We start from the raw sequence: 15,077 nt of genomic DNA, 5'->3' as shown, positions 1-15,077 counted from the left end.
GCGTCGAGCGGTTGTACGCTGCGGCAAGGCGGCGCAAGCCGAGGCAGGCACATCGATTCGATCACGGCGACTACCGAAACCACGCCGGGGTCGCTTACGAAGGCAAGTCCATGTCTTCGCCGAAGTAGTAGCGCCGGGCGTCGGGATTCGCCAGGACCTCTTGCGGCGAGCCGTGACACAAGATGCGTCCTTCGCGCACGACGTAGCTGCGGTCGGTGATCTGCAACGTCTCGCGCACCTGGTGGTCCGTAATCAAGATCGAAATCCCCTGTGCCCGCAGCGACCGCACAATGTCCTGAATCGAGTCGATCGTCACCGGATCGATTCCGGTGAACGGTTCGTCGAGGAGGATGATCTTGGGGTTCGAGACGAGGGTGCGGGCGATTTCGAGACGCCGCCGTTCGCCTCCCGAGAGCGAGCCGGCCTTCGATTTTCGCAGTCGGGCGATGTCGAACTGCTCCAACAATTCGTTGCAGCGGGCGACGCGGGTCTTCTTGTCGAAGTTCAAAAGCTCCATCACCGCCAACAGGTTTTCTTCGACGGTGAGCTTGCGAAAGACACTGGCATCCTGGGGTAAATACCCCATTCCCCCGTCGCGGGCGCGGCGGTACATGGGCCAGTCGGTCACGTCGTGGCCGTTCAGATACACTTTGCCCTCGGTGGGGCGGATCATCCCGCACACCATGCGGAAGCTGGTCGTCTTACCAGCCCCGTTCGGTCCCAACAGCCCCACGATTTCGCCCGGGTGGACTTCGAACGAAACTCCGTCGACGACGCGTCGGCGACCGTAGACCTTGGCCAACCCGACCGCGGCCAGCATCGCCTGCGGGACGGCGTCGGTTTCGGCGGCTGTCGAACGCAAGATCCGTTTGCCCGTCGACATGCGCGTCATCGGTTCCATCCTTTGCACGAGAGCATAAACCGCGTCAGCGGACCAGCCGCATCCGCGCGAAGTTCGGGAAGAAGCGAATCGGAATGTTCGTCCCCGGAATGCGGTCCAGCGAGTGCGGCCAGATGACCGCGATCGCCTTGCCGATCAGCAGGTTTCGATCGACGTAATGCTGATCGCGCCAGAAACGGCCGTCTTCGCTTTGCGGACTGTTGTCGCCCAGCACGAAATATTGGTCGTCCTTCAGACTGAACTCGAGGGTATTCCCTTCGGCAAAGGTGTTCCAATAGTCGGGATTTGCCATGACCTCGAGGACCATCTCGCGGAATCGATCGCCCGCTCCGGGGCCGGGCGTCAAATAACGGTACGGCGATGTCGCGAAATCGAAGTCGTACATCGGCGATTGGGTCGCCCGCAAATGCGCGATGTAGTAAATGTCGCGGAACACCTTCAAATGCCGGAAGACGACGTTCCCGTTGCGAATGCCCAGCCGCACGGGGCGATCGCGGTCGTCCAACTGAGGCATCCGCCAAGGCAACGTTTCGTAAGGAACGGGGTACGACTTGCCGTCGACCCACAGCACGAGCTGATCGTCGACATTGGCAAATCGCAGGCGGTACGTGCCGGGACCGCTCAACTGCGTCGCGGCGCGACCGACCTCGTCGCCGTCGATGGTGAACACGGCTTCTCCCCCGGCGATGTCGAGCGAGCACACGAAATGCCGACCGCCTTCAACCAAATCGAGCAAGATCCGGCCGTCTTGCGAGACGACCTCGGCCTCGCACTCGACGACCAGGTCGCCGACCCAGTTCAGCCCCAACTGGTCGCCGCGCGGCGGGGCGGGTCGCACGTTGCCCAACAACTGGCCCTGGTAGCCGGGCAGGCGCACCGAGTCGTTTGTGTTGTAAGCCGCGAAATCGGAGATCAGACGTGCTTTGGGCGAATCGGGAGAAATGGGCTGACCTTGGATCGCCTGTTCCCAGTCGGGCCAATCGGGGACGATGTGCCGGTAGCGCAGCCACACTTCGCTGTGCGGCGATTCGCATTGAAAGGCGGTGTCGTCTTCCAGCGGCGTGCATTCGCCTTGTGACGCCTCGTCGACGTCCCAGCGCGGGGGCCAACCGGCTCGACGCAACACCTCGGCCCGGTAGTCGTTGTCATAGACCGGTTGCATCATCGCGAGGATTTTCTTCGGCGGTTTGCGGGCGATGTGAAATTCGCCGTCGCCGTTGCCGTCGTCGCGAATCCAAATATCGCCGTGGTGGATACGGACCGTCTCGTTCGGTAACCCTACCAGCCGCTTGATGAAGTTCGTGGCGGCCGCGCCGGGATACTTGAACACGATCACGTCCCAGCGTTCGGGTTCACCGAAGTGATAGGGATATTTGGCGACCAAGATGCGGTCGCCCTTGTACGAGGGGTGGGGCTCGTCGCTGTTGGGGCCGACGGCCATCGTGTGCCGGCAATTGGGGCACGTTCCACCGATGACCACCTGGCCGGTGCGCCGACCGCTCTCTTTGTCGATTTCTTCACTCGCGCCCACCTGGAAGGGAAAACCGCACTGGTCGCAGACGAGGTCCTTGTGCCGGCCCATCAAGGTCGGGGCCATCGAGCCGGTCGGAATGACGAACGCCTCGGCCTCGAAGGTACGGAACAAGAACGCCAAGATCAGCGCGACGCAGATCGCTTCGACGACCTCGCGCACCCAGACGGCCGTCGAGTCCTTCTCGTTCTTCTCGCCGGGTTTGTCGGACTTGGTCTTCGAGCCGTCGCGGCCGGATCGCCCGCGCCGCTTGGCAGTCGCGGCGTCGCTTTTCATCCACGTCCAAAGGAAATCGAATCGCTGAACCAAGGCGGTGGTCATCAAAGGAATCTTTCTCGTAGCGGCCAAATCGCTTACTCACCGTGGGATGTGACGTGCCCGCGGCGACGAGGGAAAACCGACCGCACGCGCGCGGACGACTCCCCGATTGCCATTCTGCAATATACCGGTGCCGCCGTGCAGGGAAAACACGGGTTTGCCGGGGACCGCGCGGCGGGGGAGTGCCGTCCCGCCCGCGCGACCACGAACGGAAACGCCCAACAGGCCGTCAGTCTTCCAGCGGTACCACGAAAATGTTCCGGAATCGCACCGGATTGCCGTGGTTTTGCAGGAAGATCGGGCCGGGTTCGGGGCCTTCTTTGACGGGCGCGGCCGTCGTCGCGTGCGGCACCTCTTGGTTTTCGTGGATCAACACGCCGTTGTGTCGCACGGTGATGCGGGCATTTTGCACCTTGCGGTCGCCCTCGTACTTCGCCGCGTGGAATTCGACGTCGTACGTCTGCCACGAAAGCGGCGGGAAGCACATGTTCACTTTCGGACGGGCCACCTTGTAGATGCCGCCGCATTCGTTGTCTTCTCCGCTAAGGCCGAACGAATCGAGGATTTGCACTTCGTACCGGCCTTGGGCGTAGAAACCGCTGTTACCGCGGGCTTGACCGCGAGCCGTCGGCTTGAACGGCGTGCGAAATTCCAAGTGAAGGCGGAAGCTTTGGAATTTCTGCTTACTGGTGGCACCTTCCATCAGCAACCCGTCGGGAGTCATGCGCCCGCCGATGAAGTTGTCGGCCGTCGTACCGTCGAACAATACCACGGCGCCTTTGGGGGGCTTCATCCCTAGGGTCGGGCTCTTCCGTTCGACCTTTTCGAGGACACCGGCTATCTTGTCGCCCACGATCACCGTGATTTTGCCGTCGGCCAGCACGCCTTTGCCGCGGTCGTTCTGGAAGACGACCTGGTTCTTGTCGTTTCGCGCGCCTTGGGCGCGGACGACCGGTTCCCCCGTCCAACCGTCACCGGGCAGGCCGCCGATGTACATGACCCCTTCGAATTGGCCGTGCCCCAGGGCGATCACCTGGGCGCCGACGGTCGCCGCCCCTTCGTCGGTCGAGACGCGCCCGACGTACTCACCCTGAACGACGAAATCGGGATCCTTTGCCGCTTCGGCAGGATCGGCGTACACCGGCTCGGCATCCGGTGCCAGGGCGAAGGCGTTATCGGTCCATCCCAAGCTGCAAACCAACAGCAATCCCAAACCGATCCGCATCATGGTGAAATCCTCCCAACTGTCGAAGACGCATGGAACGGGGACGAGCCGCAATCCGGGAATTCATCAACCGCCGATTGCCGCACGAAACAGCGATCGCAATTCCGATTCACCGGCGAGGAACTCGATCTCGATGCCCACCGCTTTGACCGGCATATCGGCCCAGTCGAAAGAGGCGAGCTTGACGAGATCTTTTTCGGTGCACACGAGGCAATCGGCATTGACATTGTGCGCAATGTCGATCAGCCGGATGACGTCTTGCTCGGAAAACCGATGATGATCCGGAAACTCGCAAAAGGCAAGGATTCGGGCACCCAGCGACTCGAGCGTGCGCCGGAAGCCGGTCGGGCTCCCCAGCCCGCAAAATCCCACCACCGCCGCATCACGTAGCCGCTCGACCGGTTCGAGGGGGGCGTCGCCGTTCTCTTGTGGGAGACTTCGCAAGTAGCCGGGCCGATGGCGGATCTCGGCCCACGGCAGTGCGCGACCGGCCGCGCGTTCGGCTTCGCGACGGACGGCACGGCGGCGTTCGCCCTCGACCAGGTCCGCCCGCGACAGCACCAGCGCATCCGCCCGCCGCAACGACGATTTCGGCTCTCGCAGCAGTCCCCGCGGCAGAAGGTGGCCGAAACCGAACGGTGCAAGGGCATCGAGCAACACGATATCGGCATCGCGGTGCAGCCGCCGGTGCTGAAAGCCGTCGTCCAACAGAAAAAGATCGACGCGATGAGTTTGCAAGGCCGCTTGTGCCGCCCGCACGCGGTTCTGATCTTGAAGATGGACAAGCTGCGGCAAATGGAGACGAATCACCGCAGCTTCGTCGTTTCCCTCGGGTGTCCCTTTATAGCCGCGGCTAAGCAGAATGGGGTGTTTGCCGTCGTCGAAGGCCCATTGGGCCAGCGTGATTACCAGCGGGGTCTTCCCCGTTCCCCCGGTCGTAAGGTTTCCCACGCTGACGACGGGCACGTCGAGTCGGTGCGCCCGCGCGGGCCAGGTGTCGTATCGCCGGTTCCGCAGGCAAACCGCCAGGCCGTAAATCGGCTCGCACGCCCGCAAGCCTGCACGAAGCAGACGGGCGGACACGTCCTTTCGGCGGCCGCTGAGAATCGCGTGATAGTCGCTGGGGCGGAGCACGGCGAGGCGGTTCGCTTCCACACGCTGGACCAAAGGCTTCCCGGCCGTCGTCACGGCGGCGAACGGCCTTGTCAGTGTATCGTATCCGCCGCACGCCCGGCAGGGCACTCGGTGGAAATCACCCGAGGCCGCGCGAGTCGAGGGAGGCATTCGGCATAGCGATTGCAAAGACCATGCTGCGGCTGAGCCGCCGCGGTTCCGTTTCGTCGGCTCCCGGACCCGCTACTTGAACCGCAAAAGCGTCTTCGCCGCAACGCCCCGTTTCGGTCCTTTCACCGCCGTCAAGTTGGACAAGGGACGTGTCCCCTCGAGCCGTCAAACATGCTCGGCACACATGTGAAAACGGCGCACCCGACTCGGATGCGCCGTCCTGTTTCTTCGATTGCAACCCCTCTTGCGCTCAGCGACGTCGTCGCCGCCAGCAGATGCCGCCGATCGCCGCCAGTCCGAGCAAGGCCGTCCAGGTTCCCGGCTCGGGAACGGCGTTCACCTTGATGGCTACCGGGTCGCCCAAGGCCGTCCCCGATTGCAGCGAGACATAATTCCCGCTGGTGTCGGTATTGAAAACGGGGTTTTTCCATACTTGCAAGGCAATCGTGTATTCGCCTTCGGCGACGGGGTCGAACACGGCGCTCGGCTTTTGCGTGTACCATCCGGCATTCGCGCTGTCGACGCCCAAGAAGCCCATTCCGAAGTTCCAACTATTCTGGAACACCGTTTCGCCGGTGGTCGTGGCCGCCAAGAAACCCAACGAGCCGAGACTCGACTCGTCCGTGTCGGCTCCGGGATCGAAGTCGTACAGCAACTCGACGGCGTACGCACCCGCCGGGTCTTGGGAGAATTCGACATACCATCCGAAGTTCCAGCGGGCATAGTCGGCATCGGAGCCGGTACCGCCGAACGTGCCGCGTTCGACGTAGAAGTAACCCGGCTCTCCGTACCACTGCGAATAACTGTAGCGCCCGTGGGCGGTCAAGCCCAGTGTGATCGTGACATCGTCCGAGGTTTCGGACGTGCCCATATCGTCGGTTAGGGTTCGAATCGCCATATGATCGTTGGGGATCCCCGAACCGCCGAAGGTGGCGCCCGAAAGTTCTCCAAAGTCGTCGAACGACGGGGCGGTCAGCGCCGCCTGAACGCTCAGAGCCGTTCCCAAGACAATTCCCAGCGCAATGACACCACGTAGCAGTTTCATGGGGTGCACCTCTCTCTTCCCGGTACCCGCGATCCGGCAGAACCCGGCCGCAAACACGGCCGCGACGATAGTTGGCTTTGTCGACTATATCGATTCTGATTCGCCAAACGGCGGGAACAAGCTGCCAGAAAAATAGGTTTTTTCCCCTACAAGACTTTCGTCCTTCGAGAGAATCGGCGCCGCGTGCTATGATAGTGGGAACGCATTGCCCGCAATTTCGAGGAATCACCCCCCTTGCATGAGGGAGGGCCGCCGGGCAATCGACACAGCTTATCTTTTGACATTTCTCTAGCGGGAACGAGGAGCAGCCGGACGATGGCACAGCAGGCGACCAAGGCGGTCATTTTGGCGCGAGGATTGGGCACCCGAATGCGGCGCGAGGACGCCTCGGCGGAACTGGACGAGGCCACCGCCCGCGTCGCCGCGACCGGCGTCAAGGCCATGATCCCCATCGACCGGCCGTTCTTGGACTATGTCCTTTCGGCGTTGGCCGACGCGGGCTATCGCCAAGTGTGCCTGATCGTGGCTCCCGATCACGATGCGCTTCGCCGCTACTACACCGAAGAGGTCTCGCTCACGCGACTGTCGATCGACTTCGCGGTCCAGCAAGAGCCGAAAGGGACGGCCGACGCCGTCGCCGCCGCCGCCGAATTCGCCGGCGACGATCCGTTCATCGTGCTCAATTCCGACAACTACTATCCGCAGGAGGCGCTGCGGGCGCTCCGCGAGGCGGACGGCCCCGCCACCGCCCTTTTCGGGCAAGAGGCGATGCTCAACGGCAGCAACATCGCCGCCGAGCGAATCAAGGCCTTCGCCGTAGGGCTGATCGACGACGAAGGATATCTCGAACGGATCGTCGAAAAACCCGACGAACAAACCCTGGCGACGCTGCCGCGTCCGTTGTGGTTGAGTATGAACTGCTGGCGTTTCGGACCGGCGATCTTCGAGGCCTGCGCGAAGATCGAACCGTCGCCGCGGGGTGAACTCGAACTGCCCAGCGCAGTGGAATACGCGATGGAGAAGCTGGGCGAACGGTTCCGCGCGTTGCCGATCGAGGCCCCCGTCCTCGACATGACCAGCCGCGCCGACATCCCCGAAATCCGCAAACGTCTCAAAGGGGTCGCCGTGGTGTTGTAAGAACGGCTTTCTTTTGCACAGATCACCAAACCCACCGTCAGTCTGCTTTGGGGTAGCGACATGCTGTTCTCGGAGCCACCATTTCTGTTCGTCTTCTTGCCGACGTTACTTCTTGTCTACTTTGTCGCGCCGAAATCGCTCAAAAACCCGATTTTGCTATTATTCAGCCTATTCTTCTACGCCTGGGGTGAGCCGATCTATGTATTTCTTATGTTGGCGGTAATCGCGATCAACTACTTTTGCGCTCTCACCTTGGGGCCGGCAGGAACGCGTCGTCGCCGTCTCGTCTTCGGTGTCGGGATCGCTTTGAATGTGGCGTGTATCGGCGTTTTCAAGTACGCCCGTTTCTTCACCTCTTCCCTAAACGCAGTGTTGACGCAATTGGGATTGCCTTCGGTGCCGGAGGTTGATCCGGCGTTACCGGTCGGCATATCGTTTTACACCTTTCAGGCCATGTCTTATCTCTTTGATGTATACCGTGACGAAACCGAACCGCAACGAAATCCTTTTCACTTGGCTTTGTATATTTCCCTTTTCCCGCAACTAATTGCCGGTCCGATCGTCCGATATTCCACGATTGCACGTGAAATCGTCGATCGGCAAACGACCTTAACCGACATGGCGCAGGGCGTTCAGCGTTTCATTGTGGGCTTGGGCAAGAAACTTCTCATCGCTGATGTTCTTGGGCGAATCGTTGACCACGTGTTCGGACTTCCCTCTACCGAACTTACCTCTGTTATGGTTTGGATCGCCACGTTGTGCTATACGGCCCAGATTTACTACGACTTTTCGGGCTACTCCGATATGGCGATCGGTCTAGGGAGGATGTTCGGATTTCATTTCGAAGAGAATTTCAACTATCCGTATATCTCCACCTCGGTAACGGAGTTTTGGCGGCGCTGGCACATTTCCCTTTCCACTTGGTTTCGCGATTACATGTATATCCCCATGGGAGGAAATCGACATGGGACGTTGCGAACGTTTCGCAACTTGGTGACTGTGTTTCTTGTGTGCGGGTTATGGCACGGTGCTGCGTGGACATTTGTTGTCTGGGGGTTGTATCACGGAATGTTTCTTGTGATCGAACGCATGGGATTGCGGCAGTCGCTCGAGCGACTCCCCAAAGCGATGCGTTGGTTCTACACCTTCACAGTTGTGATGTTTGGCTGGGTCCTATTTCGAGCAGAATCTTTTGCGCAGGCGGCGCAAATGCTACAGGCAATGTTGGCCTTCGGTGATTGGGCGCATGATATTAGCGGATTGGCAGCGTCGGTGGGATGGGATCTTCACTGTACCATTGCCGCCTGTTTGGCGATTGTGGGGGTTTCACCCGCTTACCGAGCATTGCCGAGACTAATTTGTCGTATGTGGCCGCAGTCACAACCGATCGTCGAAGTCGTGCGCGTGGTCGGATTGGCGGTCGTGTTCTTCTGGCTCGAGTGCGTCTCGGCGATGTCGACGCACAATCCGTTCATCTATTTTCGGTTTTGAGGACATCCCTGGGAATCTTGGCACAAAAAACGGCAATGAACACCGAACGTCGCGAAACAATCGCATCCGACGCGATACTGGTATTGGTCTTCAGTCTACTGATTGGGTGTCCCTGGCTGGACAATTTTCGCGTCGGCATTGGTTGGCTAAACGAACACTTCGGAAAGTCGAATCGACTTGAAGATGTAGGGGCTGCCTTGCCGGCGTGCGTTTCACCTCTTCCAGCGAGTGAAGAGGTGAACGATAGCAATAAGCGTGACAGTCAAGCTTCGATACTCCGCACCGGCTACGCACTTGCACGAGCTGTAAAGAAACAGATCACCAGGGATTACGGCGGCAAAGATGTGTGGATTCGCATGGGCGGCATCGTCGAGTACTTCTGCATGAGATCAGGACGCATCGGCGATGTGATTATCGGCAAAGACGGGTGGTTGTTTTATTACAACGGTGAGGTTCGGCGGTTCATCGAATCTGAGAACGTGCGAAGCGTCGAACATGTTACGAATTGGCGTGCGACGTTCGAACAGGAAGCCGACGTATGCCGCGACGTGGGGGCGCCCTATGTAGTCGTCATAGGCCCTAACAAGAGCACAATTTATCCGGAACTTCTGCCAACGCATGTCGGAAAACCGGGGAAAGGAACAGTCACGGACCGCCTGTGTGAAGTGTGCCGAAGCGTCGACAACCTTGCGTTTGTCGACGTCAGGAATGTTTTGAAAGAAGCCAAGAGCGCGCAACAGACCTACTACATGACGGACACACACTGGAATGAATTTGGGGCTTATCTTTGTGCGCAGAGCATCGGGAAGGCGCTGGGCCCGTTGGGTGAGACGATTGTTGACGAATTGAAGACGCAATACGAGATCAGTGCCGCAAAGCAGCAAGCCGGTGATCTGGCTCGCATGATCGGTATCCGTGAAATCCTTCAAGAGGACGCAGTTCGCGTGAGGCCGGCAAATGAAGAATTGCGGCGTTGGTTTTGGTTGGAGACGGCCAACATCAGCCGGAGGCCAGAGCTCACACGGTTCCGTACCGTGTCGTCATCTGGAGAGATCGAACGCGTAGTCATTTTCCGCGATTCCTTTGCTACGGCGTTGCTTCCCTATCTCGGCCCGCATTTTAAAGAAGCGTACTGGATTTGGAACAACCATTTCGACGAAGGGTTGGTGCGGGAGCTTCGGCCCACACTCGTGATTCGCGTGATGGTCGAACGAGTGCTGGCAAACGAACCGCCTAGCATGATTCGGACTACCGCATCTGCTTCGGATTGAGAGCTTTGTCGGTGGCCACCGCGCATCGGTTTGACACAAGCGGATCCTCGGTTTTGAATAGACATCCGCGCGGGACGGGAAACATCGTCCGTCGCGGCGGTGCGCGCCGCCGAAGAAAATGCCTGCCTGTCTCTCCCACCTTGCGCATCTGCGCGTGCGGTGCGGCAAGTGCATGCGCTCCGTTTGCCGGTTCGATTTGCTCACACAGGAGTCGGAAGATCATGGGTTGTCTGCGACGTGTCGGTCTGTTGTTTGCAATCTCCGTTTTAGGGATCGTTGCGTTTTCGGCAGCTCAGGCGAAGGAAGTCGTCCTCACCGTGCACCCGGACGATCCGCATGCGTTGGCCGAGGCGGTCGCAAAGGCGAAACAGATCGTCGCCGACGATGCCGAAGGCGGGATCGTCCGCATCGAATTGACCGCAGGCACGTACCGGCCGCATGATACGATCGAACTCGACTTACCCGCGTCCGGTTCGCCGTGGCGTGTGGAAATCGCGGCGGCCGAGTCCCGCAAGGCGCGCTTCAGCGGGGGAACGGCCGTGACGGGCTGGCAGCGCGTGCGCGACGAAGCGACCCTGGCTCGACTTCCCGAAGAAGCGCGCGGCAAGGTGTGGCGGGCCGATCTCGCCAAGTTGGGCGTCACCGACTTCGGCAAACCCAGCGGCGGAGGGATCGAGTTCTTCTTCGACGATCGGCCGCAGACGCTCGCCCGCTGGCCGAATGAAGGATTCGTCAAGATCGTCGATGTCGTCGGCGAGCAGCCGTTCGATGTCCGCGGTCGTAAGGGCGATCGGGTGGGCAAGTTCATCTACGAAGGCGATCGACCCGCACGGTGGACCGAAGAAAAAGATCCCTGGGTTCACGGCTATTGGTTCCATGACTGGTCGTCCGACCATCACCCGATCGCGCGGATCGATACCGAAAAGCACGTCATCGAAGTGGCTCCGCCGTACCATCGCTACGGCTACCGCAAGGGGCAGTGGTACTACGCGTACAACCTGCTCTGTGAACTGGATCGGCCGGGCGAGTGGTACTTGGATCGAGAAACCGGCGAGTTGTACTTCTATCCGCCGGAGGGCTATCAGGATGATCCGGCAAAGGGTCGGCCGGTCGTTTCGGTTGTCGATACGCTCCTTTCGATCCACGATGCCGCGCATGTCGCCGTCCGCGGATTGGTCTTCGAGCACTGCCGCGCCACGGCCGTGACCGTCCGCAACTGCCGGCATGTGTTCCTCGATGATTGTCTCGTGCGGAACGCGGGCAGTTGGGGCGTGCAGGTCGACGGCGGGGAACTGTGCGGCGTGTTCGACAGCGATCTGTACTCGCTGGGTGACGGCGGTGTGCGCCTTTCCGGCGGCGACCGCAAGACACTCACCCCCGGCTCGCATGCGGCAATCGGCAACGACATCCACGATTACGGCCGGATTCATCCCATGTACCAGCCGGGTGTTGCCGCGGGCGGCGTCGGCATTCTCGTCGCCTTCAACCACATTCATCACGCCCCGCACCAGGCAATCGGGTTCGGCGGAAACGAACACACCTTCGTGGGCAACGAAATCGATCACGTGTGCCTGGAGTCGAACGACGCAGGCGCCGTCTACTCGGGACGCGATTGGACGCAACGAGGAACCGTCGTCGCTGCGAACTACTTCCACGACATCAACGGCTTCGAAGACCGCGGCTGCGTGGGCGTATACCTCGACGACATGTACTGCGGGACGACGATCGTGGGCAACCTCTTCCGTAACGTCACGCGGGCGGCGTTCGTCGGCGGTGGACGTGACAACCGCGTGCTGAACAACGTGTTCATCGACTGTGATCGTGCAGTTCATGTCGATGCGCGGGCACTGGGATGGGCGGCTTACCACCTGAACGACACCATGCCGAACCGTTTGAATGCGATGCCCGTCGAGTCGATCGCATGGAAAAGCCGCTACGGCGATCTGGCGAACATTCCGAACGACGAGCCGGGCGCGCCCAAAGGCAACGTGATTGCAAGGAACATCGCGATCGGCGGTCGTTGGAGCGAATTCGAGAAGAAAGCCGAACCGTACATCGTCCTCGAAAACAATCTGGTCGATACAACCCGCGAAGCGACCGGCATCGAAGACGCCGCCGGCGGCCGCATCCGCTTCGCCGATCCCGAGAAAGTCCGCCGCCTGGTTCCCGGCTTTCATGCCGAGTACTTCCGCGTGATGGGCATGCGGCGCGACGCGATACTGGTCGAACGCAAGCTGATCGAAGATGTCGTTTTGGAGGAACCGACCGACCCGGCCAAACCCATCACCCGCTGGGAATCGACGATTGCCGAGATCGAAAAACGGAACGCCGGCGCACCGAAGGATGCGATCGTCTTCGCAGGCAGCTCGAGCATCGTTCGCTGGGATCTCGACAAGTGGTTTCCCGATCTCGACGTGGTGAATTGCGGTTTCGGCGGTTCGCAAATCAACGAAGTCACCTATTATGCCGAGCGGATCCTGGTGCCGTTGCGTCCGCGGATGATCGTGTTCTACGCAGGCGACAACGACATTGCGGCGGGTGTGTCGGCCGAAGAGGTTCTCGCCCGTTTCTCGCGATTCGTGCGTTTGGCCCGCTTTCGCATGCCCGGTGCGAAGATCGTCTTCGTCGCGATCAAGCCGAGCATCGCCCGGTATCACTTGCTCGACGAAGTGAAACGCGCGAATCGGCTGATCGCCCGCTACGCCGAGATCGATCCGACCGTCGAAATCGCCTACCTCGACATCGAATCGATCATGTTGGGCCCCGACGGCAAACCGCGCAAAGAACTGTTCGTGGCCGACGGCCTGCATTGCAGCGACGAAGGTTATCGGCTGTGGAGCGAGAAATTGCGGCCGTACTTGACCGGCGAAGCATGGAACGAATGACGTCCGCGGGCCCCGCCCCGGCACCGCACGAAGAAGTCACGTGCGGGCGGCTTCGAGTTCGGCCAATCGTGCGGCGATGGCGTCGTCGTCGGGAATCGTTCCCGCCTTTCGACCTTCGGCGAATTGCTGTTCCAGCGCGGCAATGCCTTCGGCAATCTTGAGTCGCTCGTCGTCGGCCACGCGATCGATGAATACCGTTCCCTCGAGATGGTCGAATTCGTGCTGAACCGCCCGAGCCAACAGCCCCTTGCAGGCAAGTTTGATTTCGTTGCCGGCCAGGTCGTATCCGGTGACGACGATTTCCGCGGGCCGAGAAACCGGGGCATAAATACCGGGGAAGCTGAGGCACCCTTCTTCGGCGGTGGCCTGCCCGCCGAACCGGCGCGGAATCACCGGGTTGATGAAAACCAGTTCTTCACCCTTTTCGTTCGGGTCGGCGGTCAAGTTCAACACGAACAAGCGGTAGGGCAGATCAACCTGGTTGGCGGCGAGTCCGATCCCGTCGTGCGCGTACATCAGCTCGAACATTTCGGCGATCATCCGCCGCAGCTCGCGATCCACCCGCCGGAGCGGTTTCGATTTGTGCCGCAACGTGGGGTGCGGATAATGAATGACCTGCACGTCAGGATTTCCTCTACAACCTAATGGGCGGTTCGGTCCACCCAAGCTAGCGATATTCGGCCGAGCCCGATGTCTCATTGTTCCCCCCACTTGCCGGATCGTCCAGGGGGATGCGCCGTCGGCAACCTCGGCGGGATCGCCTTGTCGGCGGCCGGTTTCGCCGCGTTGCCTGCGGCGGAGATCGCAATTGACGTTTCCTCGCAGCCCGACGTACAATCCCCTAGGACGTAACTCCTTGTCATTTGTACAGTTTGGTGTCGTGGCCGGCTTCTTCGACCGCGTTCCGGAACCCGAAGTTCGCAACACGAATATCCCCCCGATCGCGCATGGCGTCGCCGCAGGCTGATTCTTCTCTGAACGACGAGCCCGTTTTGGGTCGGTTTTCGACACTGCCCGCCTGGCTGGTGTCGCTGATCGTGCATGCGCTGGTGCTGTGCGTGCTGGCATGGCTGTTGCGCGGTTCGACGGGCACGGGATTGAGTTTGGAGCGCACGGCGGAAGTCGGCATCGCGTTGAAGTACCAAGAAGGGCCGAAGGAGTATTTCGTCAGCGAGCAAAGCGGCAGCGCCGAGGCGTCAGCCGCCGATGCCGCCCCCGGCGGATCGCTCGAAGAGATCTTCAGCGACACGCCGCCGGTCGATCCTACCGGCGCGCTCCCCTCCGACTTACCGCTGATCGGGGCCGCGAACGACACCGGCACCACTCCGGGCGGGGCGTCGGGCGCGACGGAAGGCCCCGGCTTCGGCGCCCGCGTGGGCGGCGGGGGACAGGCCTCGTTGTTCGGCATTCAAACCGAAGGCAACAAGTTCGTCTACGTCTTCGATCGCTCCGGCAGCATGGGCGGTGTGGGACGTAACGCCCTGGCCTACGCCAAACGCGAATTGCTGGCCAGCATTCGCAGCCTCGACCGCACCCAGCAGTTCGAAATCATCTTTTACAACGAGTCGCCCACGGTGTTCAATCCCGCGGGCGGAACGCGATTACCCTTCGCCGACGATGCGAACAAGCGGCGGGCCGAGCAATTCGTCGCCTCGATTACCGCCGACGGCGGAACCCGACACGAGGCCGCCTTGAAGATGGCACTGCGATTGCGGCCCGACGTCGTCTTCTTCCTCACCGATGCCGATGAACCGCGCTTGACCGCCGACCAGCTCGACCGCATCCACGCCTGGGCGGGGGGCACGATCATTCACACCATCGAGTTCGGCCTAGGCCCCAAGCCGGCCGGAGAAAACTTTCTCATGCGACTGGCCCGGCAAAACCGCGGTCAGTATGTGTACATCGATATCACCCGCTTGGATACCGGGAGAAATTGACCCTCGAAAGTCGCGCACACGCGCGCCCGCCTACAGCGGGAGGACGCGACAC

Annotated in this window: 11 protein-coding genes; 5 read left to right on the top strand and 6 right to left on the bottom strand. The window is 60.8% G+C overall.

Annotation, left to right across the window (positions count from 1 at the left end):
• Positions 1–94: 94 nt before the first annotated feature.
• The 5 genes from lptB to ACYQ2I_RS01810 all read right to left on the bottom strand — a co-directional run bounded on the left by lptB (position 95) and on the right by ACYQ2I_RS01810 (position 6,304).
• Complete coding sequence (gene lptB / locus ACYQ2I_RS01830; RefSeq protein ID WP_460165280.1) at positions 95–892, bottom strand: LPS export ABC transporter ATP-binding protein; 798 nt, start codon at positions 890–892, stop codon at positions 95–97.
• 34 nt (positions 893–926) lie between these two features.
• Positions 927–2,753, bottom strand: a complete 1,827-nt coding sequence (lepB, locus tag ACYQ2I_RS01825; protein ID WP_460165279.1) for a signal peptidase I — start codon at positions 2,751–2,753, stop codon at positions 927–929.
• Between the two features lie 226 nt (positions 2,754–2,979).
• Positions 2,980–3,978, bottom strand: a complete 999-nt coding sequence (locus ACYQ2I_RS01820; protein WP_460165278.1) for a 3-keto-disaccharide hydrolase — start codon at positions 3,976–3,978, stop codon at positions 2,980–2,982.
• Between the two features lie 63 nt (positions 3,979–4,041).
• The gene (gene lpxK / locus ACYQ2I_RS01815) at positions 4,042–5,163 is read right to left on the bottom strand and encodes a tetraacyldisaccharide 4'-kinase (protein WP_460165277.1); all 1,122 of its coding nucleotides are present in this window, start codon (positions 5,161–5,163) and stop codon (positions 4,042–4,044) included.
• Positions 5,164–5,509: 346 nt separating this feature from the next.
• Positions 5,510–6,304, bottom strand: coding sequence for a PEP-CTERM sorting domain-containing protein (locus ACYQ2I_RS01810; protein ID WP_460165276.1), 795 nt, complete (start codon positions 6,302–6,304; stop codon positions 5,510–5,512).
• 315 nt (positions 6,305–6,619) lie between these two features.
• Between ACYQ2I_RS01810 and ACYQ2I_RS01805 the strand changes: the two genes are divergently transcribed.
• From ACYQ2I_RS01805 to ACYQ2I_RS01790, 4 genes are all read left to right on the top strand, one after another.
• On the top strand, positions 6,620–7,441 hold the full coding sequence (locus tag ACYQ2I_RS01805; RefSeq protein ID WP_460165275.1) for a sugar phosphate nucleotidyltransferase: 822 nt from the start codon (positions 6,620–6,622) through the stop codon (positions 7,439–7,441).
• A gap of 60 nt (positions 7,442–7,501) precedes the next feature.
• On the top strand, positions 7,502–8,932 hold the full coding sequence (locus tag ACYQ2I_RS01800; RefSeq protein ID WP_460165274.1) for an MBOAT family O-acyltransferase: 1,431 nt from the start codon (positions 7,502–7,504) through the stop codon (positions 8,930–8,932).
• Positions 8,933–9,168: 236 nt separating this feature from the next.
• Positions 9,169–10,203, top strand: a complete 1,035-nt coding sequence (locus tag ACYQ2I_RS01795; RefSeq protein WP_460165273.1) for an alginate O-acetyltransferase AlgX-related protein — start codon at positions 9,169–9,171, stop codon at positions 10,201–10,203.
• A gap of 221 nt (positions 10,204–10,424) precedes the next feature.
• A complete protein-coding gene (locus ACYQ2I_RS01790) occupies positions 10,425–13,088 on the top strand; it encodes a GDSL-type esterase/lipase family protein (RefSeq protein ID WP_460165272.1) in 2,664 nt (887 codons plus the stop codon).
• A gap of 36 nt (positions 13,089–13,124) precedes the next feature.
• On the opposite strand, the gene def is transcribed toward ACYQ2I_RS01790, so the two are convergent.
• Positions 13,125–13,709 carry a peptide deformylase gene (def, locus tag ACYQ2I_RS01785; RefSeq protein WP_460165271.1) on the bottom strand — a complete coding sequence of 195 codons (585 nt, stop codon included), beginning with the start codon at positions 13,707–13,709 and terminating at the stop codon, positions 13,125–13,127.
• Positions 13,710–14,080: 371 nt separating this feature from the next.
• Here def and ACYQ2I_RS01780 point away from each other — a divergent pair, with 371 nt between their 5' ends.
• Positions 14,081–15,025: a vWA domain-containing protein gene (locus tag ACYQ2I_RS01780; RefSeq protein WP_460165270.1), complete on the top strand. Its 945-nt coding sequence runs from the start codon at positions 14,081–14,083 to the stop codon at positions 15,023–15,025.
• The last annotated feature ends 52 nt before the right edge of the window (positions 15,026–15,077 follow it).

This window comes from Thermostilla marina (assembly GCF_054657455.1).
The sequence above is the reverse complement of the archived record's forward strand: the minus strand, read 5'-3'. Positions and strand labels throughout refer to the sequence as shown.